Origin of the sequence: Pleomorphomonas oryzae DSM 16300, assembly GCF_000422965.1 — a bacterium.
GTDB classification, from domain to species: Bacteria; Pseudomonadota; Alphaproteobacteria; order Rhizobiales; family Pleomorphomonadaceae; genus Pleomorphomonas; species Pleomorphomonas oryzae.
Genome location: NZ_AUHB01000005.1, coordinates 336,593 through 358,232, shown reverse-complemented (window position 1 = coordinate 358,232; position 21,640 = coordinate 336,593). Strand labels below are relative to the sequence as shown.

Here is a 21,640-nt window from a genome sequence, read left to right as displayed (position 1 = left end):
TTTCCATGGCTTCCATCACCATCGAGGCGATCACCAAGACATTCGGCGCCGTGCCGGTGCTGCATGACATCGATCTTTCCATAGGGGACGGCGAGTTCGTCGTCTTGGTCGGCCCATCCGGCTGCGGCAAGTCGACACTGCTTCGGATGATCGCCGGGCTCGAAGACATCACCGCCGGCGAGATCCGCATCGACGATCGCCGTATCAACGAAGTCGCGCCCAAGGATCGCGATATCGCCATGGTCTTCCAGTCCTATGCGCTCTATCCGCATATGACGGTGGCCGACAACATGAGCTACAGCCTGAAGCTCAGGAAGACGGCCCGGGAGAAGATCGCCGAGGCGGTCGGCGCCGCCGCCGGCAAGCTGGGGCTCGATCCGCTGCTGGCGCGCCGCCCCAAGGCACTGTCCGGCGGTCAGCGCCAACGCGTTGCCATGGGTCGGGCCATCGTCCGCCATCCCAAGGCATTCCTGTTCGACGAACCGCTCAGCAATCTCGACGCCCGGCTGCGCGAGCAAATGCGCGCCGAAATCAAGCGACTGCACAAATCGATCGGCGCCACGTCGGTTTACGTCACCCACGATCAGATCGAGGCGATGACGTTAGCCGACCGTATCGTCGCCATGCATGGCGGCATCATTCAGCAAGTCGGCAATCCGCTCGATCTCTACGATCGACCGGCCAACCTGTTCGTTGCCGGCTTTATCGGCTCACCGGCCATGAACTTCGTGGAGGGGCACTGCCGGGCCGGCGTCATCGAGACCACCGACGGCAGCAAGGTTGCCATCCCCGAAGGTATTCATCTCACCGAAGGACAGGCAGTGACCATTGGCATCCGCCCCGAACACGTGCGCATCGTCGCCGGTTCCGAAGCCGGCAGCTACACGGCACGGGTCGACTTGGTGGAGCCGACCGGTTTCGGCACCATCGTGCACGTTCGCCTGCTTGGCCAGGATCTCAAGATCTATACCCTTGAACGCGGCGTTGCGGTGGTTGGCCAGCCATTGCACATCGCCCTCGACAGCACCCGGCTGCACCTGTTCGACCGCGAGACGACGAACCGCATCGGATGAACTGAGCACCGCCTCAAGGCAACCATCGACGGCCGGCGTCACATGACTCCGGCCGTTTGCACGTTTGCGACCGACTGGCTCATAGGGCGCAGCAAACGCCCACGTCTCTCGAAGCGAGCATTCAGGACGCCGCCGACCCGACATTTCATATGGCGCTCGAAATTATTACGCGCGTAAAATTTCTATGTTGACATGCGACAACATTCCGTGGTGAGTTGACCTCGCTGAGACGGAGGGCACCTCTGTCGCGGCACGTTTGCCGTCAGGCCCGTTTGGGCCGGAACGGGCGAAGTCTCGCTTGGCGCGAGGCTGGTTTTCGCCCGACAGTTCAACAACGGCCGACAGTCTTCCGACCATGAGGATGGATCGGGGCAGCGGCCATGTGGGAGGAACACAATGACTATTCGTTCGCTCGCTCGCCTGGCTCTCGCCGGCTCCGCCTTCGCTTTTCTCGCCTCGTCGGCGCTGGCCGATGGCATCGGCGCTTCGCTGCTCACCCAGCAGCATCCCTTCTACATCGAGCTTGCCGACGCCATGAAGGCCGAGGCTACCGCCAAGAACGTCAAGCTCGAAGTGGCGATCGCCAACCAGGATCTCAACAAGCAGCTCGCTGACGTCGAGGACTTCATCGTCAAGGGCGTCGACGTCATCGTGCTGTCGCCGGTCGACAGCAAGGGCGTGAAGGCGGTGATCGAGAAGGCCCAGAAGGCCGGCATCAAGGTGATCACCGTCGACGTGCCCGCCAACGGCGTGAAGGTCACGTCCTATATCGGCACCGACAACTATGCCGGTGGCGTCAAGGCCGGCGAGCTGATGGCCAAGGAACTCGGTGACAAGGGCAAGGTCGCCATCATCGACTACCCGACCGTGCAGTCGGTGGTGAACCGCATCGACGGTTTCAAGAAGGCCATCGGTGAGCACAAGGGCGTTGAGATCGTCGCTCAGCAGACCGGCATCACCCGCGCCGAGGCGCTGGCTGCCGCGCAGAACATGCTGCAGGCCAATCCTGACATCCAGGGCATCTTCGGCTTCGGTGATGACGCCGCGCTGGCCGCCGCCGTGGCGGTGAAGTCGGCCGGCCTCGAGAGCCAGGTCAAAGTGATCGGCTTCGACGGCATGGAAGAGGCCCGCAAGGCTGTCGACACCAACCCGGTGATGGTCGGCGTCATCCAGCAGTTCCCCGGCGAGATGGGCAAGCGGGCCGTTGACACGGCCATCGACGTCATCGCCGGCAAGGACGTGCCGGCAGAGCAGCCGATCGAGCCGGGCGTCTACGTCCGCAAGTAATACGGCCTAGAGCACGCGGGGCCACTTTACGCACCCGCCCGGAAAGACGAATACTTTTCGGGCGGATGAAGACAAGCGGCCCAGCAGATTCCATTGCCCCTGTTGGGCCATAGATCCCGTGTCTTCCTCCCCTTGACCGGTCTGGCGTTGTCGCGGCCGAGGGCATTCGCGTCGGAAAGGAGGCGGGCATGTCGGCCGCGACCAGCGACGTCATTCTCAAGATCAACAACATATCCAAGCTGTTCGGCCCGGTCGCCGCGCTGAAGAACATGCACCTTGCGGTGCGCGCCGGCCGCGTTCACACGCTGCTCGGCGAGAACGGCGCCGGCAAGTCGACGCTGATGAAGATCCTGGCCGGTGTCTACCACGCCACGACGGGCGAAGTGGAATTCTGCGGCGCGCCCTACAAGCCGGAAAATCCACAGGAAGCAGCCGCCCGCGGCCTCACCATCGTCTTCCAGGAACTCAGCCTCTGCAACAACATGACGGTGGCCGAGAATATTCTGGCGACGCGCGAGCCGTCCGTCTACGGCTTCATCAACGATCAGGCGCTTGAGCGCCGCGCCGCCGAGATCGTCCGCGACCTCGGCCTGCCGATCGATGTCACCGAGAAGGTCGGCAATCTCTCCATGGCTCAACGCCAGCTCGTCGAGATCGCCAAGGGCCTGTCGATCGCCGATCCCCGCCTCGTCATTCTCGATGAGCCGACCTCGTCCCTGACCGAGGCCGAGACGGACATTCTGTTCTCCATCATCGACCGGCTCAAGGCCAAGGGCGTTGCCATCATCTACATCTCGCACCGCATGGAAGAGATCATGCGGCTTTCCGACGACATCACTGTCATCCGCGATGGTGAGTATATTGCGACGCGCCAACGCGAAGAGGTCACCATCGACGAACTGATCGCCATGATGGTCGGCCGGCAAATGAACGAAATCTACCCGCCGCGTCTCTCCCCTGCCCCGCCTGAGAGCGAGGCGCCGATCCTTTCGGTCGAAGGATTCAGCCGTGATGGCGAGTTCGAGAACGTCTCCTTCGAAGTCAGGAAAGGCGAGATTCTCGGCTTCTTTGGACTGATCGGCTCCGGCCGATCGGAGATGATGAATGCGCTGTTCGGTATGAAGGCCGCCTCTGGCACTGTCCGGGTCGACGGCGAGCCGGCGATCATTACCTCGCCGGTCGATGCCATCGCCCGGCGGATCGCCTTCGTCACCGAGAACCGTAAGGAAGAGGGCCTCGTCCTCGCCCATAGTGTCGAGTGGAATATCTCGATGGCGGCGCTTGGCCGCTTCGCCGCGGCACTCGGCTTCATGCGCAAACGCGAGGAGCGCAAGTCGGCGACGGATGAAGTCGGCCGGCTGACCATCAAGACGGCATCAGTCGAGACACCGGTCGGCTCGCTTTCCGGCGGCAATCAGCAAAAGACGGTGCTCGCCAAATGGCTGCTGACCCAGCCGCGCATCCTGATTCTCGACGAACCGACGCGCGGCGTCGATGTCGGGGCCAAATTCGAAATCTACAAGATCATCCGCCAGCTGGCGGCCGAGGGCACGGCAATCCTGCTGGTCTCCTCCGAGCTGCCGGAAGTCCTCGGGATGAGCGATCGCCTCGTTGTCATGCACGAGGGCCGGCTCAGCGCCACGCTGCCCGGCGGCGCCACCCCCGAAACGGTCATGGCCCACGCGACAGGTATCACGTCATGAGCGATGAGAAACACGCAACCACCCAGAAGCCTTACGCCAAGCTGCTCCGGCAGTATGGCGGCATCCTGGTCTCCCTGATCGTCCTCTGCGTCATCTTCTCGGTGATGAACCCGCGCTTCATGACGGTCGCCAACCTGATGAACGTGCTGCAGCAGATCGCGGTGATCGCCATTGCCGCCTTCGGCATGACCTGGGTGATCCTGCTCGGCGAGATCGACCTGTCCATCGGCTCGATCATCGCCGTTGCCGGCATGGCCGCCGCGCAGGCCTTCCTCGCCGGCTTCGGTTTCATGCCGACGCTTGTCCTGACGCTGCTCGCCGGTGCGGCGATGGGTCTGGCCAACGGCGTGCTCACCGCCAAGCTCGGCCTGCCGTCGTTCATCGTGACGGTGGCGACCATGGGCATCTTCCGTGGCCTGGTCAGCCTGCCGACCAACGGCGCACCGGCCATGATCGAGGACCCGACCTGGATCGCCATTGGCGCCGAGAGCTTCGTCGGCCTGCCAATCATCATCTGGATCGTCGTGGTGCTGTTCATCTTCAACCACGTGCTCTTGTCGAAGACCACCTTCGGACGTCGGGCCTATCTCACCGGCGGCAATCGCGAGGCGGCAGTCTACTCGGGCATCAAGGTCGACCGGGTGAAGATCACCATCTTCATGATCTCCGGCATCATGGCCGCGATCTCCGGCATCCTGCTGTCGTCCCGCCTTTATTCGGCGCAGACCAATGCTGGCACCAGCTACGAGCTCGACGCCATTGCGGCGGCGGTTCTCGGCGGCACCAGCCTTTCCGGCGGCGTCGGCACCATGATCGGCACCATCATCGGCGCGCTGATCATCGGCATCATGAACAACGGCATGAACATGCTGTCCGTTCCCTACTTCTACCAGTTGATCGTCAAGGGCTTGGTCATTCTGCTGGCCGTCTGGCTCGACGTTCGTTCCAAGCGGGCCAAGCAATAATGCGTCAGAGTAAGGTTCTCACCATCGGCGAGGTGCTGGTGGAGATCGTCGCCACCGAACGCGGCAATGGCTTTCGCGAGCCGGTCAAGCTGATCGGCCCCTTCCCTTCCGGTGCGCCGGCAATCTTCATCGATCAGGTCGGCAAGCTCGGGCAGGCGGCGGCGATCATCTCGCGGGTTGGAGACGATGATTTCGGTTACGTCAACCTCGAGCGGTTGAAGCGCGACGGCGTCGACGTCTCCGGTATCGAAGTCGATCCGCTCGGCACCACCGGCAGCGCCTTCGTTCGCTACCGCGAGGATGGTGGTCGCAACTTCGTCTTCAACATCCGTCACAGCGCCTGCGGTACCATCGAGCTCAAGGGGCCTGCGGCCTCACTCGTCGAGACCTGCACACACATGCACGTCATGGGGTCCTCGCTCTATGCGACGAGCGTCGTCGAGGCAGTCCTGACGGCAACGCGGAAAATCAAGGCCAACGGCGGCACGGTATCGTTTGACCCTAACCTCCGTGCCGAGATCCTGAACAGCCCCGGCATGCGCGAGGCGCTTGCCGTCGTGCTGGGCGAGACAGACCTGTTCCTGCCGAGCGGCGAGGAACTGTTCCTGTTCTCACCGGCCGACAGCGAGAAGGAAGCCATCGCCAACCTTCTGAAGGGCGGCGTCAAGGCCATCGTCCTGAAGCGTGGCGCGGCCGGCGCCAGCTATTTCGATGCCAGCGGCGAGATCAGCCTGCCGGGCTTTCGGGTGACGGAAGTCGATCCCACCGGCGCAGGTGACTGTTTCGGCGCTACCTTCGTGACCTTCTGGCTTGGCGGTGCCGACCCCGAGACGGCGCTCCGTTACGCCAACGCCGCAGGCGCCAAGGCCGTTACCCGATCTGGTCCGATGGAAGGCGCATCGACACGCGCCGAACTTGACGCGCTGATCGCCGAACAAAGGAGCTGACGACATGGCTTTGAACCCGCTGAGCGACATTTCCATCTGGCGCTTCCGCACCTCCGGCCTGCGCGGCATTCCGTCGATCTGTTCGGCCCATCCGGTGGTGATCGAAGCGGCGATGTTGCACGCTGCCCGCCTCGGCCTGCCGGTGCTGATCGAGGCCACCTGTAACCAGGTCAACCAGGATGGTGGCTATACCGGCATGACGCCGCGCGACTTCCGCGACTTCGTCGAGGCGATCGCCAAGCGCGTCGGTTTCCCGTTCGAGAAGGTCATCCTCGGTGGCGACCACCTCGGCCCCAACCCGTGGAAGAAGCTCCCCGCTAGCGAGGCCATGGCCAAGGCCAAGGTGATGATCGACGCCTTCGCCAGAGCCGGCTTCACCAAGCTGCACCTGGATACCTCGATGGGCTGCGCCGGCGAACCGGTGGCGCTCACTGACGCGCTGACTGCCGAGCGGGCCGCTTCGCTCGCCGCCGTCGCCGAGGCGGCAACTAAGAGCTCCACCGTCAAGCCGGTCTACATCGTCGGCACCGAGGTGCCGATCCCCGGTGGCGCCATGGAAGAGATCGAGGAACTGGAAGTCACCAAGCCTCAGGCGGCACGCGACACCATCGCCGTCCACCGCGAGGCGTTCGCCAAGGCCGGTATCGCCGCCGCCTTCGAGCGGGCGGTCGGTGCCGTGGTGCAGCCGGGCGTCGAGTTCGGCAATCACAACGTCGTCGCCTTCGATGCCGACAAGGCCGCTTCCCTCTCCGCCGTGCTGTCCGATCTCAAGGGCTTCGTGTTCGAGGCGCACTCCACCGACTACCAGACCCCGGAAGCCTTGAAGGCGCTGGTCGACAACGGCTTCTCCATCCTGAAGGTCGGCCCGGCCCTGACCTTTGCACTACGCGAGGCGCTCTATGGCCTCGACCACATCGCCGAGGTGCTCTACGCCGGTCGCCGCAAGGAGACGCTCAAAGCCACCTTCGAGCGGGTGATGCTCGCCCATCCCGACAACTGGGCGAAGTATTACTTCGGCACGCCCGACGAGCAGCGGCTGCAACGGCACTTCAGCTATTCCGACCGCATCCGCTACTACTGGCCGGAGCCGGAGATCGCCAAGGCGGCCGAGGAATTGCTCGCCCTGTTCGGCACCACCCCGATACCCGAGACGCTGATCAGCCAGTATCTTCGCGGTGTCTACGAGGGCGTCCGGCGCGGCCGCGTCACCCCCACCGTCCATGGCCTGTCGCTCGCCATGGTCGACCTCGTCCTCGAAGACTATTTCAAAGCCTGCCTCTGAAGGCAGGCCATACGGGACCGGGAGCGCTCAGCCTCGGTCCCTCAGGCCGAGAGAGCTCTCACGCACCACGAGATCCGGCGTCACCTGGGTGTTGCGCGGCGGCGGCAGCTCGTCGCGGTGGCGGATCAGTTCGATCACCCGTTCGACGGCGAGCTGCGACACGCGCGAAGCGTTGTAGTCGACGGTGGTCAGCGGCGTCACCGCGTATTCGGCAAACTCGATATTGTCGAAGCCGACGATGGCGATATCAGTGGGCACGCGAAGGCCAGCCTGGGCGCAGAAGCGCAGCACACCGAGCGCCAGCGAGTCGTTGGAGGCGAAGACCGCTGTCGGCTTGTCGTCACGGGACATCAGGCTGGCCATCGCCCAGTAACCGGCTTCGGCCGAGTGCCCTTTCGGGTCGATGACCAGCTCGGGCCGGGCGGCAAGTCCGGCATCGGCATGCGCCTGCAAATAGCCCTCTCGCTTTTCAATGTTGCCGAGTGCCGGCGCCGGATCGATCAGAGCGATCGCCTTGTGGCCATTGCCAATCAGATGGCTCACCGCCTTGTAGGCGCCCATCTGCTCGTTCATCGACACCGCGTCGATGCCGGAGTCGCTGGAACCGACCAGCAGAACGATCGGATAGTTGCGCTGCCGCAGCGCTCGGATGTGGTCCAAGCGATTGTGGTTGGTCGGGAAGATCAGCATGCCGTCCGCTCGCCGGGAGCGAAAGGTCTCGATCATCCGCGTCTCGACTTCGAGATTGTTATTCGAGGTGGCAAACAGCGTCGTGTAGCCCGCCTTGGCAAGATGGCTCTCAATCGCCTGGGCGACGTGTGTCAGGATCGGATTCTCGAGATCGGTCAGGATCAGGCCGATCGACTTGGTCTCCTGATTGACCAGCGATTTCGCGACGTAATTGGGCAGGTAATTGAGCTCGGACGCCGCCTCGCGGATGATCACCTTGGTTTCGGACGGAATGCGCGGGCTGTCGCGCAGAGCCAGCGATACGGTATTGATGGAAAAGCCCGTCTTCTCCGCCACATCTTTCAGTCGCGCCAGCGGCTTTCCCATCAAGCCCTCCCTCTCAGCGATCGGCCGGCAGAGCGGAAATCGCCCTGTATTGCAGGCAGTTCGGCGCCATTTCCATCAGTTCTATCCGGTTGCCATCGGGATCTTCAATCCACGCCCCACGGTTCCCGTCAAGCCCGGTCTTGATAGGCGAGGTGAGCGATACGCCGGCCGCGGCAAAGCGGGCTGCCGTCGCCACGATATCCTCGACCGAGAAGCAGATGTGATTGACGCCCACCGCTGCCTCGTCGGCCGCCCGCCCCGGATGACCTGAGGGAAATAGCTCAAGAAACGACGTGTCGGTGATCCGGATATAGACGATCCACGCCTCGCCCTTGTCATTGAGGAGACGGGTCATTTCCTTCAGCCCGAGCTTGTCGCGATAGAAGGTGAGCGACGCATCGAGGTTCTGAACCTTGAGCGCCAGATGTCCGAGACCGTTGATACCTGCCAAGACTTCCTCCTGATTGTAGTAGCGCTAATACAAAGGTCGTAAATGGCTCATGCTGGCAGAAAGCCATTCAAGCATCCCACTCTGGCCCCCAGGAGGGCGCAATGGAGCGCGGCCCGTCGGCCAGTGCATCGATGGCAGCGATATCGTCAGGCGAAAGGCTCAGCTTCGTCGCCGCGAAATTGGAGGCGATCCGCTCGCGTCGCGACGAGGTGGGAATGGCCGCGTAGCCCTTTGCCAGCTCCCAGGCGATAGCCACCTGCTCGACAGTGGCGCCATATCGCGCGCCGATCGATTGAAGCACCGGATTGCCAGCAAGCCGACCGTGAGCGATCGGCAGATAGCAGGTGACCAGAATGTCCCGACGCTGGCATTGCACAGCGACTTTCTTATTCTTGAACAGCGGGTTGAGCTCAATCTGGTTGGTTGCTATCCGACCGGGACCGAGGCGTCTTTCCGCCTCATCGAGTAGCGCGGTGGTAAAATTGGAAACGCCAATCAACCGTGTCAGACCAGCGTCTTGCGCCTCGACGAGCTGATCGAGGTAGACAGGAAGCGCCAGCTCACCATTGGGCGACGGCCAGTGGATCAAGGTGAGGTCGACGGTGTCGACGCCAAGCTGATCCAGGCTATGCCGGAGCGAGGGGAGCAATTTACCCGGCCCGAAATTCGCCGTGTCGATCTTGGTCGTAACGAATACGTCCTGTCGCGGCAATCCGCACCGTCGCAAGGCCTCGCCGACCATCGGCTCTGTCCCATAACTCTGGGCCGTATCGAGATGCCGGTACCCGACCTCCAAAGCGGCCAGCATGGCTTCGACCCCCTCGGAGTCAAGGCGCGCCCATGTTCCATAACCCATTCTGGGGATGCGCTTTTCCGCTTCGCCCGCCATCACTTCCCCTCCCCTTGGCGTGCGGCCTTTCCCGGCCGTCAGTGAAACTACCTTGACGAAATACGATTCATGTGGTTTGTATTAGCGCTAATATAAGGCTGACGCAAGAGGACGCGGCCAACAATAAGCCTTCGGGAGGAACCATGGGCATCCGCTGGAGCCGGCTGACGCCGCAGCTCGCCCTGACGCCAGCCGTTGCGATCACCGCCATCGCCTTCATTGGTTCGATCGGCTGGACGATCCTGTTGTCGCTGACGTCGAGCCGTCGGTTGCCGGACTACACAATCGACTGGACGAATCCCTTCCGGCAGTATGCTCGGCTTTTCGCCGACATCGGCTGGCGCATCTCGCTCTCCAACCTGATCGTACTGGCCATCGGATCGGCACTCGCCATCGTCTTCGGCTTCATTCTCGCGGCGATGATCGAACGCGAACGGCGCGGCGAGGACTTCTTCCGCACTGTCTTTCTCTATCCGCTGGCCATTTCGCTGATCGTCACCGGCGTCGCCTGGCGCTGGATCTTCAACCCCGCGCTCGGCCTCGAGAGCTTTTTTCATTCGCTGGGCATGACCTGGGTGTCGTTCAACTGGCTCGCCGACGGGCGGACGGCCATGTATGCCATCATCCTCGCCTCGGTCTGGCAAAGCTCGGGCTTCTACATGGCGCTGATGCTCGCCGGCCTCAAGGCGATCAATGTCGAGATCTGGAGCGCCGCGAGGCTGGACGGCGTTCCACTGTGGCGCGTCTATCTCGAAATCATCATTCCCATGATGAAGTTCACCTTCCTCACCTGCGCCATCCTACTGTCGCTCGGGGTGATCAAGGCCTACGACATCATTGTCGCCATGACCAATGGCGGTCCCGGCCAATCCACCTGGCTGCCGGCCTATTTCACCATCAACGCCATGTCGGCAAAGGGCAATCTTGCCTTCGCCTCGGCAGCGGCGACCCTGATGCTGGCCATTACCCTCGTGATCTTCCTGCCGCTGGTTCTTCTGACGGTGTGGCAACAGCGCATGCGCAAGGGGGTGGCCGGATGACCGACTTCACCTCTTCCACTTCGGCCGAGGGCGCGGTCATGTTCCCGCGTCCGAAGAAGCGCATCAAAGGGCGCAGCATCGCGGTTCTGGTGTTCCTCACGATGGCAGCCCTGTTCTTCTCGATCCCGCTTTACGTGCTGGTGACCACCTCGTTCAAGACCATGGATCAGATCCGCGGCGGCGCCATCTTTTCGCTGCCCGAGGTCTGGACCTTCGAGGCCTGGCGCTATGCCTGGGATGAGGCCTGTTCGGGCATCACCTGCGAGGGATTGAAGCGTGGCTTCGTCAACTCGCTGGAGATCCTGTTTCCGTCGCTGATCGCCTCGATCGCCATCTCGGCGGTCACCGGCTACGCGCTGGCGCTCTGGAATGTCCGCTGGGCCGGCGGCTTCCTGTTTCTACTCTTCCTCTGCGCCTTCGTACCGTTCCAGATCATCATGTATCCGCTGATCGTCATCACGGTGAAACTCGGCATCTATGGCTCGGTCTGGGCGGTCGCCTTCATTCACACCGTGCTGGCCATGCCGGTACTGACACTCATCTTCCGGAACTATTACAAGGACATACCGCCGGAGATCATCAAGGCGGCGATCATGGACAACGGGTCGTTCTGGCGAATCTTCCTCGAGATCGTCCTGCCGATGTCCGGCAACATCCTGATCGTCGTGCTGATTATGCAGATCACCTCGATCTGGAACGACTATCTGATTGGCGTCACCTTCGGCGGCCTCGGGGCGCAGCCTATGACGGTCAACCTTGCCAACATGGTCACCGTCACCACCGGCACCGTTTCCTACAACGTCAACATGGCCGCGGCGCTCCAGACCGCGGTCCCACCGCTCGTCATCTACTTCGTGCTCGGCAAATTCTTCGTGCAGGGCATCGCGGCCGGCGCCGTGAAAGGCTGAGGAGGAGAGCCATGCCCCGCGTTTCCTTCGAACATATCGTCAAGAGGTTCGGCGCCATCACCGTTCTCGACGGCCTCAATCTCGCAGTCGATGATGGCGACTTTCTGGTGCTACTCGGCCCGTCCGGCTGCGGCAAGACAACACTTCTGAACCTGCTCGCCGGTCTTTCCGACGTCACCTCAGGCCGCATCATGATCGGCGAGCGCGACGTCACCGACCTCGATCCCAAGGACCGGCGTCTTGCCATGGTGTTCCAGTCCTACGCGCTCTATCCGACCAAGACGGTGCGCGGCAATCTCCGGTTCGGCCTGTCGGCCAGCAAGCTACCCAAGGAGGAGATCGACAAGCGGATCGCCTGGGCCGCCGACATGCTGCAGATCGGGCCCTTGATGGATCGGCGGCCAGCCCAGCTCTCCGGCGGTCAGCGCCAGCGTGTCGCCATCGGCCGCGCTCTGGTCAAACACGCCGATGTTCTGCTGTTCGACGAGCCACTCAGCAACCTAGACGCCAAGCTCCGTACGGAAATGCGTCTGGAGATCAAGAAACTGCACGAGGAGCTCAATCCCACCGTCGTCTACGTCACCCACGACCAGATTGAGGCAATGACCATGGCGACGCGGATCGCCATCATGAACGGTGGCAAAATCGAGCAGTTCGGTACTCCCGACGATGTTTACGAGCGGCCAGCCAATCTGTTCGTCGCGGGCTTCATTGGGTCGCCTTCGATGAACCTGCTGCCGGCCACCGTCGAGACCGGCGGTCGAGCGCGCCTTGCCGACGGCAGCCTTCTCGACATGTCCGGCTATGTCTTCGACACGACGCCACCCGCTGGCGCCGAGCTCGTGGTCGGCCTGCGTCCCGAACACTTCTCGCTTGTCGCAAACGTCGATCCGGCCTGCCGTCTCGATCTCGAAATTCGCCACATCGAACGAACCGGCTCGGATGCGATGCTGTCCCTCGCCTTTGGCGATCGACGGGTCGTCGTGCGCGCCACACCGACCGAGACCTCTCGCCTCAAATCCGGCGACAAGATCGCCGTGACCTTTCCAAAGGATCGTCTCAACCTGTTCGACGCCGGGAGTGGGCGCCGCATCTAGGTTTGCTAGGGAGGAGAAAGAGATGAAACCGCATAGCTATCGCCTGGGTCTCGCCCTCGCCGCCACGCTGTTGTCTGGTGCGGCCTTCGCTGAGGACCTCGTCATCTACCAGGACTGGTCGTCTCCGGCCGAGGTCAAGGCGCTCAACGTGCTGAAGGCCGCCGCTGAGAAAAAGGGGATCAAATGGATCGACATCACCATTCCCCACGACACCGGCTCCAACGTGACGCTGCTGAATCTGGTGACCGGCGGCAATCCGCCCAATGTTTTCTCGGAGAACAATCCGGCGGTCTACATGGATCTTGAGAAGATGGGGCTTGGCCGCCCGCTGACGGGCCTGTTCAAGGACCTTGGCGCGATGGATCATTTCCCGGCTGTGGTGAAAAAGGTGATCACCATTGACGGCGAAGTTCGCAAGATCCCGCTCGGCATCCAGATTGATGGCATGGTCTATTATAACAAGGAGGTGGCCGCAAAGGCCGGTGTCGATCCCGAGAAATGGGCTTCGCTCGACGCCATGTTTGCCGATTTCGACAAGGTGAAAGCGGCCGGCTTCATCCCGCTCGCCGTCGGTGCGCAGCAGTGGCAGATCGGCTATCTCACCCATACCCTCGTCGCGACGCTGGGTGGCGTCGATTACTTCACCGAGATCTACGGACCCAAGCCCAAAGCCGAGGCCCTTGACGCGCCGGTGCTGAAGGATGTGTTCACCTGGCTGCGTAAGTTTCAGCAAGCCGCCGACCCCGGATCGGTCAACCGCGACTGGAACATGACTACCAACACCGTCATTTCCGGCCAGGCGCTGATGCAGATCCATGGTGACTGGATGAAGGGTGAGTGGCGCGCCGCCGGCAAGGAGGCCGGCAAGGACTTCGGCTGCGCCCAGATTCCCGGCGCCAAGGCGGTCGTGGTGTCGGTCGACAGCTGGGGCCTGCTAGGTGGTCAACCGGCAGCCAAGGACAAGGCGGAGCTGGACTTTGCCTCCGTCGTCGTCGATCCGGTCGTGAACGCCGATTTCGCCGCCGCCAAGGGCGCGACCCCGGTGCGAGCCGACGTGCCGACCGACAAGCTCGATATCTGCTCGCAGGGCGTGCTCGACGTCCTGAAGGATCCGGCGCGTCAGGTACAGAACCCGCACTCGATGGTCGATCCGGATTGGCAGGCGTCGATCTGGGAGGTCGCCTTCAACTTCTGGAGTACCCCGTCGATGACGGTCGACGAGGCGATCGCCAGCATGAAGAGCAACTACGCGACGATCGTCAAGTAGCCACAACGAATTGATTCAAAATCCATATCCGGCCCGAGACCGCCGGACCGGATATGGTCAGCATGAGAATGGCAACATGGACAAGAGACTTCTCGACGAAGACCGCGTCTTCCAGATCTGCTTCGTCACTCACGACGTCGAGGCGTCGGCAAAATGGTTCTCCGAGTTGACCGGCAAGCCGGTCCCGCCGGAAGGCAAGGCGGCCGATCCCGAGGAGGCGCAGGCCGTCTACATGGGCATGCCAGCCGCCGTTGGCTGCCGCATCATCATGTTCCCGTTCGGCAATATCGACGTCGAGTTCCTTCAGCCCGGTCCGGAAAAGAGCGCCTGGCGTGATCTTCTGGAGGAGAAGGGACCCGGCTGTCACCACATCGCCTTCAAGACGAGAAACCTCACCAAGCGGCACGCTTTCCTCGAAGGCCATGGCCACAAGCTTCTGCAGCGCGGTGAGTTCGACGGCAGCCACGGCCGTTACGCCTATTACGACACGGTCGAGGATCTCGGCGTGCTGGTCGAGCTTCTCGAGTTCGACAACGACAAGGAAGCGCAGCCGTAAGCTCTCAAACGCAGAGAACCGACCGCGCCCGGAGGAATCGTCGTGCGCTACCAGATTTCCTATCAGCTCTACTCGTCGCGGAACTTTCCGCCGCTCGAGGCGCAGTTTCCCACTCTGAAGGCGCTCGGATATGACGCGATTGAACCGTGGCTGCCCGCTTATGAGGCCGACGCCAAAAGCTTTCGGCGTGCCCTCGATGCCGCCGGCCTCGCCTGCCACGGCTTTCACATGCCGCTGTCGGGCCTCATCGACGAACCCAACCGCTTCTTCGATATCGCCCTGACACTCGGCGCGCGCTTCCTCATCCCGCCGTTCGTGCCCGAGGAGGAGCGGGTCAACACATCCGACTTCTGGAAAAGGCTTGGCGAAACCCTGGCGACCGGCGCCGAGCGGGCACGCCCGCACGGGCTCAAGGTGGTCTGGCACAACCACAACTTCGAATATGTGAGCCTACCGGACGGCTCACGACCGATCGAACATATCCTCGGGGGCAGCGACGAGGTGCTGTTCGAGATCGATTGCGGCTGGGTGACCCGCGCCGGTGCCAATCCGGCGGCCGAGCTCGCCCGCTATGCCGATCGCATCGCCTTCATCCAGATGAAGGACACCGCCCCGCTCGGAACTAGGAACGATGACGGTTGGACAGCGACCGGCGACGGCATCATCGATTGGCCGGCGCTGGTGCCGCTGATGCGCCTGACCGCCGCCGAGCACATCGTGGCCGAGCACGACAATCCCGCCGACTGGAAGCGGTTTGCCGAACGGTCGATCAACTACATGCGCTCGCTCGGTCTTTGAGGCAGCGAGACTTCGGAGGAAACAGATCATGGCGAGCGAAGTGGCAATTTTCCACCTTGAAAGCCGAACGGTGGAGACCGTTCTCAAGACCGAACGGCTGATCGAGGCGCCCAACTGGACGAAGGACGGCAAGGCGCTGGTGATCAATGGCGATGGCCGGCTCTATCGGGTCGATCTCGCCCGGCCGGCCATGGTCGAGATCGACACCGGCTTTGCCCGTGATTGCAACAACGATCATGGCATCTCGCCCGATGGCAAGCTCTTGGTCATCTCCGACTCCACGGAGCGGGGATCAAGCGGCATTTACACGCTGCCGATCACCGGTGGACAGCCGACCGCCGTCACCGACAAGACGCCCTCCTATTGGCATGGCTGGTCGCCGGACGGCCGCACATTGGCCTATGTCGCCAACCGGACCGGTACCTTCCAGGTCTATACGATCCCGGTCGGTGGCGGCGCCGAGACTGCGGTAACCTCGGACTTTGACCACTGCGACGGCCCGGACTATTCGCCTGACGGAGCGTGGATCTGGTTCAATGGCGAGAAGAATGGCGCCGTCGACCTGTGGCGCATCCGTTCCGACGGCAGCGATCTTCAGAAGATGACCGATGACGAACGGGTCAACTGGTTCCCACATCCCTCGCCTGATGGCCGCTATGTCGCCTATCTCGCCTATCTTCCCGGCGTGAAGAGCCATCCGCGAGATCAACATGTCGAGCTTCGGCTGATTCCGGCCGAGGGAGGCAAGCCGGAGGTGCTGCTGCCCCTCTATGGCGGCCAGGGCACCATCAATGTGCCGTCCTGGGCGCCGGACTCCTCTGCGTTTGCGTTCGTGCGCTATGAACAGAACAAATAAAGTGCGCCGAACCGGTGGTTGCTGGTGGCGCACTGCCGCCGGCAACCACTAACTTCACCGATCCCGATCGGCGGAGAAGGCGATAGTGCGCTGGGCTTCCAGCACGGCCAGCCGCCGGGACAGGGCGTGTGAGATCGAGCTATACGCCGTGCTACCCAGCGCAAGCCGGAAGGGCGGCGCCGTCTGGTCGGCCGCTGCGATCATGGCGCTGGCCGTTCGCTTCGCGTCCCCCTTAAGCACGAAGCTTCCACCGGTAATGGCCCGCCGAATCTCGCCGGCCGGTGTGTTTTCGTACTCAGCCATCGGCGCTGCGTGAACAAGATTGGCGCCAAAGCCGGTTTCGGTCGCGCCTGGCTCGGCAATGATGAAGTCGATGCCGAACGGCGCTGTCTCCTGGGCAACGGATTCGATGAAGCCTTCGACGCCCCACTTACTGGCGTGATAGATGCTGAAATTGGGATAGGCGACCTGCCCTCCTTCCGAGGTGACCTGCAGGATCCGCCCGCCGCCTTGCCGGCGCAGATGCGGCAGGACGGCGCGGATGACCTGGATGGAACCGACGAGATTTGTCGCGATCTGCCTGTCGATCTCGACGTCGGACACTTCCTCGCCTGCCCCGACAAGACCATAACCGGCATTCTGAACGACAACATCGATCCGGCCCATGCGCCGGAACGCTTCGTCAACGATCGCGCGGATGCCTGGGATATCCGTCAGTTCGAGCGCCATGACGGTGAGTTTGTCGGCGTGCTGTTGCTTGAGGCTGTCAAGCGCATCGAGACGGCGGGCCGTTCCCACGACCTTATCGCCACGAGCCAGAAGCTGCCTTGTCATCTCCAGGCCGAGACCGGACGATGCGCCGGTGATGAACCATGTCTTGCTCATCTGATGTTCCTTTCATGGTGAGAACACCAAGATAGGCCCATGCGATTGGTGGTATTAGTCACCCAATCTTGGATAACCATGTGCGGAAAATACACCAATGACCAAGCCGACGCTGAGCGATCTCGAGGCCTTCGCGGCAATTGTCCGCTACCGCAGCTTTCGCAAGGCTGCCGACGAATTGGGGCTCTCGCGCTCGACGCTCAGCCATACCTTGATTGGCCTGGAGAGAAACCTGGGTGTTCGACTGCTCCACCGTACCACACGCAGCGTCTCGCCCACCGATGTCGGCGCCCGCTTGCTGGAACGCATCAACCCCGTTCTCTGGGATCTCGACATGGCCCTCGACGGGCTTGCGGCGGACGCCGGTGAGCCAAGCGGCAGGTTGCGCATCAATGCCAACAAGAGTGCCGCGTGCTTCCTGCTGTCGCACGTCGTTCCGCCGTTCCTGCGGCAGTATCCGCAGGTGGAACTCGATCTGGTTTCCGAGGGCCGCCTCATCGACATCGTGCGGGAGGGGTTCGACGCCGGCGTCAGGCTGGCCGAAGCGGTTCCGCAAGACATGATCGCTGTTCCAGTCGGTGGCTCCGTCCGGTTCGTTGCCGTCGCCTCGCCCGACTATTTGAGCGAACACACGCCGCCGACGACGCCCGACGACCTGCACCGGCACGCTTGCATCCGTCAGCGTTTGCCGAGCGGCAAGCGCTATCGCTGGGAGTTCGTACGATCCGGTGTGGAAATGACCATCGATGTGCCGGGCGCGCTGACGCTGGACGACAGCGACCTGATGGTCCAGGCGGCCACGGACGGGCTCGGCATCGCCTATGTTCCCGAACCCATCGCACGGCCGGCGCTGGATTCTGGAAAACTAACGATTGTCCTGCCGGACTGGTCGCCGCCGCTGCCCGGTCTGATGCTCTATTACCCGGCCAACCGACATACGCCCTCGTCTCTCCGGGCGTTTATCGAGCTGCTCAAGGACACCAACCGTCGGCTCGTGCCCTGAGAGATTGTCGCGGGTTCGCTTTCGCAAACGACGGACTTACCGGCGAGCTGCCTTGATGATGTCGGCGAAGAGCTGGAGATCCGCCATCGATTCCGCAGGCGGCGTGCGGTTCCAGCTGCCTTCGGTGATGGTGGAATGGAAGGCGCGCAGCTCGGCTTCAAATGGATCGCGGTGGAAGGGACCCAGGCGCGTGACGGTGTTGTCATCGTCGGTCGAGTGCTGCAGCTCCAGCGTCATCGGCAGATTGCGGATATAGGGCGTCGGGTATTCGAAGGCGATTCGGTTCCAGCGCGTGTTGATTTCGAAGCTGGCCTCGAAGCGGACAACGTCGCCAATCATGCACTCGTAGATGGCAGTGAAGTTGCCGTAATCGAACAAGGCGGTGATCTGGGTGCCGCCTTGCTTGATTTCAGCCGCGATCACGCGCTTGGGACTGCCTAGGAGGTCCCGCATAGCCGACAGAGAGTGCGACGACAGGCCGGTCATCACCGTGTAGGCGGTCTTGATGTCGGTCGGAGCGTCGGCTCCAAGCACGGCGTCGAGCATGGAAGTGCGCAGCTCGCGCCCCTCGGTCAGCAGCGCCTCAGGAATGTCTCCCTGTGGCACGACGACGCCGTCGGTCTGGCGGAAATACCAGGGTCCCTCGCAGATCACATCGCGCACACGAACATAGGTAATGTCGCTTTGCGGCGGCAACCGCTTCTTTGCTTCGACGAATGCCGGCGCGAAACGGCGCATGTAACCGACCATGGCGACGCGATCGGTGTGGGCAGCGGCCACCTTGGCCAGCTCGGCGAGGTCGTCCGGCGCGAGACAGCAAGGTTTCTCGATCAGAACGTGCTTGCCAGCCGCAAGAGCTGCCCGAGCATGGCGGCCGTGATAAGCATCGGGGCTCAGCACCAGCACAGCATCGATGTCCGGTGAGGCAATCAGCGCCTCGGCGCTGTCGAAGGTCTTCGCGATGTTCCAGCGTTTGGTGATCGCCGCGGCGACCGATGGCGATGGATCGAAAGCGCCGGCAAGCTGATAAAGCCCGCCGAGTCTTTGCAGGATGGGCAGGTGAATGAGCTGGGCAACTTCGCCGAGTCCGATGAGGCCAAGCTTGAGCATTTTTGTTCCGTTCCCCGCCCGAGCGGTCCTAGGTGTCCAACATGGCGGCGAGAATAAATACGTCAAATAGATTTATCAAGAGGTCACTCCGGCTTTCGCTGGTCCATGGCAGTGGAAACCGCCTGTCCGCTCACAATGCGGAGCGCCCCGAAATAAGCTGCTCGGTCGGCAAAAATGTATAAAAATCCGACGAGCGCGGCTTTCCCGCTTTCGCAAAGCCCAAAGCTAGAATAAGGTGTCGATACGGATTTAATATCATCGCGGAGTGAATCATGAAACTGGCTACGGCTCCGGACGCCTGGGGCGTCTGGTACGCGAACGATCCACGTCAGACCACGTGGACCCGCTACCTCGACGAAGTACGCGATGCCGGATTCACGTCCACCGAAACCGGCCCCTGGGGCTATCTGCCAACCGACCCCGCCCGCTTGACGGATGAACTCGGCCAGCGGGGGCTCGACGTTTGCGGCTCCGCGCTCGTCCATCTCCTGGCGCCGCGCGATGCCATGGACACCTTGAAGCCTCGCCTCCACGACACCTGCAATCTCCTGAAAGCGGTTGGCGCCGAGTGGGTGGTGGTGATGGACGACTCCGGCATTCCGCCCGAGGGCCAAAGCCGCGAGCTGTCCTCGTCCGACTGGAAATCGCTGGTCGCCAACGTCAAGGAAGCCGCCGCCTATGTCAGCGGCGAGCACGGCCTGTCCCTGGTGTTTCATCCGCATGTCGGATCGGGCGTCGAGACCGAAGGCGAAATCATCCGCTTGCTCGAAGAAACGCCAGCCGAGACCGTCGGCCTCTGCTTCGATTTTGGCCATCATGCCTATACCGGCGCCGACGCCATCGCCTTCATGAAGCGCTATGCCGACCGCATTCCTTACTATCATTTCAAGAATGTCGATCCGGTCATTCTGGAGCGTATCCGGCGCGACAACATCGACTTCATCACCGGCTTCCAGTCGGGGGTGATGTGCGAACTCGACAAGGGTCTCATCGACTTCGCCGAAGTCCGGGATTTCCTTGCGTCGCGCCATTTTGATGGCTATGCGGTCTATGAACAGGACATGTATCCATGTCCGCCCGACAAGCCGTTCCCGATCGCCAAACGCAATCGCGAGGCCCTTCGCCGCCTTGGATTGTAGGGCGACGGCGTCGGAGCCGATCACCGCATGACGAAGGACGGGCCGTGACTATTCTGGATCGCCTGGACGGCGGCGCGAGCCGAGACGGAGACGACCTGATAGCGGGCAGCCGCATCGAGGATGCCCGCATCCATAATCGTCGCCTGGTGTTCGAGACCATCTTCCAGCGCGGCCCGATCAGCCGCGTCGAGATTTCCGGTATCGTCGGCCTGAAGCCCCAGACGATTTCGTCGATCACCCGCGAGCTTCTTGAGCAGGAGCTGATTGTGGAAGCCGGGCGCTCGTCCGGCTTGCGCGGCCAACCACAGATCTATCTGGAGGCCAATGCCGAAGCCGGTTGGTCGGTCGGCGTTCATCTCGATCAGAACCACTGCTCGATCCTTGCCTTCGACCTCAAGCGTCAGGAGCGCGGCCGCCTATCGCTCAGGCTCGACACCAAGAGCCCGGCTTCGGCAGTCCGCGCGCTATCGGCAGCCATCCTTGGTCTGCTCGAAGATAACCATTGGCCCGTCGACAAGGTCTGGGGGATCGGCCTCGTTCTGCCGACCTTCGGCTCCGATGTGTATGACTTCGATTTTTCCATCCAGCACTGGGACGCCTGGCGGGACGCTTCGTTTGCCGAAGAGTTGCAGCAGCTGACCGGTATTCCGGTTCTGGTCGAGAACGACGCCACAGCGGCTGCCATCGGCGAGCGTATCCACCGGCCGGACGCCGGCGAGGCCAATTTCGTCTACTACTACGTTGGTCACGGTTCCGGCGCGGGCATCATCATCGACGGCTACCCGTTCAAGGGTGCTGGTGGCAATGCCGGCGAAATTGGTCTTTTGCCGGTACCCGGCATTCCGGCCAACCCCGTGTGGTCGAATGGTGCGGCCGACGGTGGCGAGCAAAGCCCAAGCCCGTTGTCGCTCGAAGGGCTGGCGGCCGCCTGCGGCGTCGATGAGGCGAGCCTCAACGACCAGCTCGTCGGTCAGATGCTGGCCATGCGTGACCACCGCCTGATGGACTGGCTTGCCCATGCGGCCAACGTGCTGCGCGACGTCACCGCCATCATCGAGGTGATGTACGACCCTGGCTTCATTGCCGTCGGCGGGCCATTGCCGCGCACCCTTGTCGAGCGTCTCGTCGACCGGGCCTATCCGTTACGCCCCACTCCAGCGGCGCGACACGACAGGTCATTACCGCGCCTGTTGCCGGCCAAGCTGATCGAGGATGCGGCGGTGACCGGAGCGGCCATGCTGCCGATCTTCGTCAACATCAGCCACAATTTCCGCCACCTCTACTTCCGGCAGTTGCTGTCCGAAGACGGCTCCAGCGACAGCCAATAG

Annotated in this window: 21 protein-coding genes; 16 read left to right on the top strand and 5 right to left on the bottom strand. The window is 62.4% G+C overall.

From position 1 onward, the window contains the following. Positions 1-5 precede the first annotated feature (5 nt). The 6 genes from G522_RS0111130 (at position 6) to G522_RS0111105 (ending at position 7,257) form a co-directional block, all read left to right on the top strand. Positions 6-1,073: an ABC transporter ATP-binding protein gene (locus G522_RS0111130; protein WP_026791111.1), complete on the top strand. Its 1,068-nt coding sequence runs from the start codon at positions 6-8 to the stop codon at positions 1,071-1,073. 396 nt (positions 1,074-1,469) lie between these two features. After that, on the top strand, positions 1,470-2,360 hold the full coding sequence (locus tag G522_RS0111125; protein WP_026791110.1) for a substrate-binding domain-containing protein: 891 nt from the start codon (positions 1,470-1,472) through the stop codon (positions 2,358-2,360). A gap of 188 nt (positions 2,361-2,548) precedes the next feature. After that, the gene (locus G522_RS0111120; protein ID WP_026791109.1) at positions 2,549-4,063 is read left to right on the top strand and encodes a sugar ABC transporter ATP-binding protein; all 1,515 of its coding nucleotides are present in this window, start codon (positions 2,549-2,551) and stop codon (positions 4,061-4,063) included. Then, positions 4,060-5,028 carry an ABC transporter permease gene (locus G522_RS0111115; protein WP_026791108.1) on the top strand — a complete coding sequence of 323 codons (969 nt, stop codon included), beginning with the start codon at positions 4,060-4,062 and terminating at the stop codon, positions 5,026-5,028. Before G522_RS0111120 ends, G522_RS0111115 begins: the two co-directional genes overlap by 4 nt. Then, a complete protein-coding gene (locus G522_RS0111110) occupies positions 5,028-5,975 on the top strand; it encodes a tagatose kinase (protein ID WP_036838887.1) in 948 nt (315 codons plus the stop codon). The genes G522_RS0111115 and G522_RS0111110 overlap by 1 nt, the downstream gene beginning before the upstream one ends. 4 nt (positions 5,976-5,979) lie before the next feature. After that, complete coding sequence (locus G522_RS0111105) at positions 5,980-7,257, top strand: D-tagatose-bisphosphate aldolase, class II, non-catalytic subunit (protein ID WP_026791106.1); 1,278 nt, start codon at positions 5,980-5,982, stop codon at positions 7,255-7,257. Between the two features lie 27 nt (positions 7,258-7,284). On the opposite strand, the gene G522_RS0111100 is transcribed toward G522_RS0111105, so the two are convergent. The 3 genes from G522_RS0111100 to G522_RS0111090 form a co-directional block, all read right to left on the bottom strand. Continuing rightward, on the bottom strand, positions 7,285-8,313 hold the full coding sequence (locus G522_RS0111100; protein ID WP_026791105.1) for a LacI family DNA-binding transcriptional regulator: 1,029 nt from the start codon (positions 8,311-8,313) through the stop codon (positions 7,285-7,287). Positions 8,314-8,326: 13 nt separating this feature from the next. Beyond that, positions 8,327-8,764, bottom strand: coding sequence for a VOC family protein (locus G522_RS0111095; RefSeq protein WP_026791104.1), 438 nt, complete (start codon positions 8,762-8,764; stop codon positions 8,327-8,329). Positions 8,765-8,831: 67 nt separating this feature from the next. Then, positions 8,832-9,653: an aldo/keto reductase gene (locus G522_RS0111090; protein WP_036838885.1), complete on the bottom strand. Its 822-nt coding sequence runs from the start codon at positions 9,651-9,653 to the stop codon at positions 8,832-8,834. A 143-nt stretch (positions 9,654-9,796) separates the two neighbouring features. Between G522_RS0111090 and G522_RS0111085 the strand changes: the two genes are divergently transcribed. From G522_RS0111085 to G522_RS0111055, 7 genes are all read left to right on the top strand, one after another. After that, positions 9,797-10,693 (top strand): carbohydrate ABC transporter permease, encoded by an 897-nt coding sequence (locus G522_RS0111085; protein WP_026791102.1) that lies wholly within the window; start codon positions 9,797-9,799, stop codon positions 10,691-10,693. Next, on the top strand, positions 10,690-11,601 hold the full coding sequence (locus G522_RS0111080; protein ID WP_026791101.1) for a carbohydrate ABC transporter permease: 912 nt from the start codon (positions 10,690-10,692) through the stop codon (positions 11,599-11,601). Before G522_RS0111085 ends, G522_RS0111080 begins: the two co-directional genes overlap by 4 nt. A gap of 11 nt (positions 11,602-11,612) precedes the next feature. Next, positions 11,613-12,698 (top strand): ABC transporter ATP-binding protein, encoded by a 1,086-nt coding sequence (locus G522_RS0111075; RefSeq protein WP_026791100.1) that lies wholly within the window; start codon positions 11,613-11,615, stop codon positions 12,696-12,698. Between the two features lie 22 nt (positions 12,699-12,720). Beyond that, positions 12,721-13,965 (top strand): ABC transporter substrate-binding protein, encoded by a 1,245-nt coding sequence (locus G522_RS0111070; protein WP_036838883.1) that lies wholly within the window; start codon positions 12,721-12,723, stop codon positions 13,963-13,965. Positions 13,966-14,041: 76 nt separating this feature from the next. Further along, positions 14,042-14,521: a VOC family protein gene (locus G522_RS0111065; RefSeq protein WP_026791098.1), complete on the top strand. Its 480-nt coding sequence runs from the start codon at positions 14,042-14,044 to the stop codon at positions 14,519-14,521. A gap of 42 nt (positions 14,522-14,563) precedes the next feature. Then, positions 14,564-15,319, top strand: a complete 756-nt coding sequence (locus G522_RS0111060; RefSeq protein WP_026791097.1) for a sugar phosphate isomerase/epimerase family protein — start codon at positions 14,564-14,566, stop codon at positions 15,317-15,319. Between the two features lie 28 nt (positions 15,320-15,347). Further along, on the top strand, positions 15,348-16,175 hold the full coding sequence (locus tag G522_RS0111055) for a TolB family protein (RefSeq protein ID WP_026791096.1): 828 nt from the start codon (positions 15,348-15,350) through the stop codon (positions 16,173-16,175). Between the two features lie 54 nt (positions 16,176-16,229). Here G522_RS0111055 and G522_RS0111050 read toward each other — a convergent pair whose 3' ends face one another. Further along, on the bottom strand, positions 16,230-17,060 hold the full coding sequence (locus tag G522_RS0111050; RefSeq protein ID WP_026791095.1) for an SDR family oxidoreductase: 831 nt from the start codon (positions 17,058-17,060) through the stop codon (positions 16,230-16,232). A gap of 97 nt (positions 17,061-17,157) precedes the next feature. Here G522_RS0111050 and G522_RS0111045 point away from each other — a divergent pair, with 97 nt between their 5' ends. Continuing rightward, positions 17,158-18,063, top strand: a complete 906-nt coding sequence (locus tag G522_RS0111045) for a LysR family transcriptional regulator (protein ID WP_026791094.1) — start codon at positions 17,158-17,160, stop codon at positions 18,061-18,063. A gap of 36 nt (positions 18,064-18,099) precedes the next feature. Here the strand turns inward: G522_RS0111045 and G522_RS0111040 are convergent, their stop codons facing one another. Continuing rightward, positions 18,100-19,173, bottom strand: coding sequence for a Gfo/Idh/MocA family protein (locus G522_RS0111040; RefSeq protein ID WP_036838881.1), 1,074 nt, complete (start codon positions 19,171-19,173; stop codon positions 18,100-18,102). Between the two features lie 272 nt (positions 19,174-19,445). Here G522_RS0111040 and G522_RS0111035 point away from each other — a divergent pair, with 272 nt between their 5' ends. After that, entirely contained in the window at positions 19,446-20,312 is an 867-nt protein-coding gene (locus G522_RS0111035) for a sugar phosphate isomerase/epimerase family protein (RefSeq protein ID WP_036838879.1), read from the top strand. Between the two features lie 44 nt (positions 20,313-20,356). Further along, entirely contained in the window at positions 20,357-21,640 is a 1,284-nt protein-coding gene (locus G522_RS0111030; protein WP_084633126.1) for an ROK family protein, read from the top strand.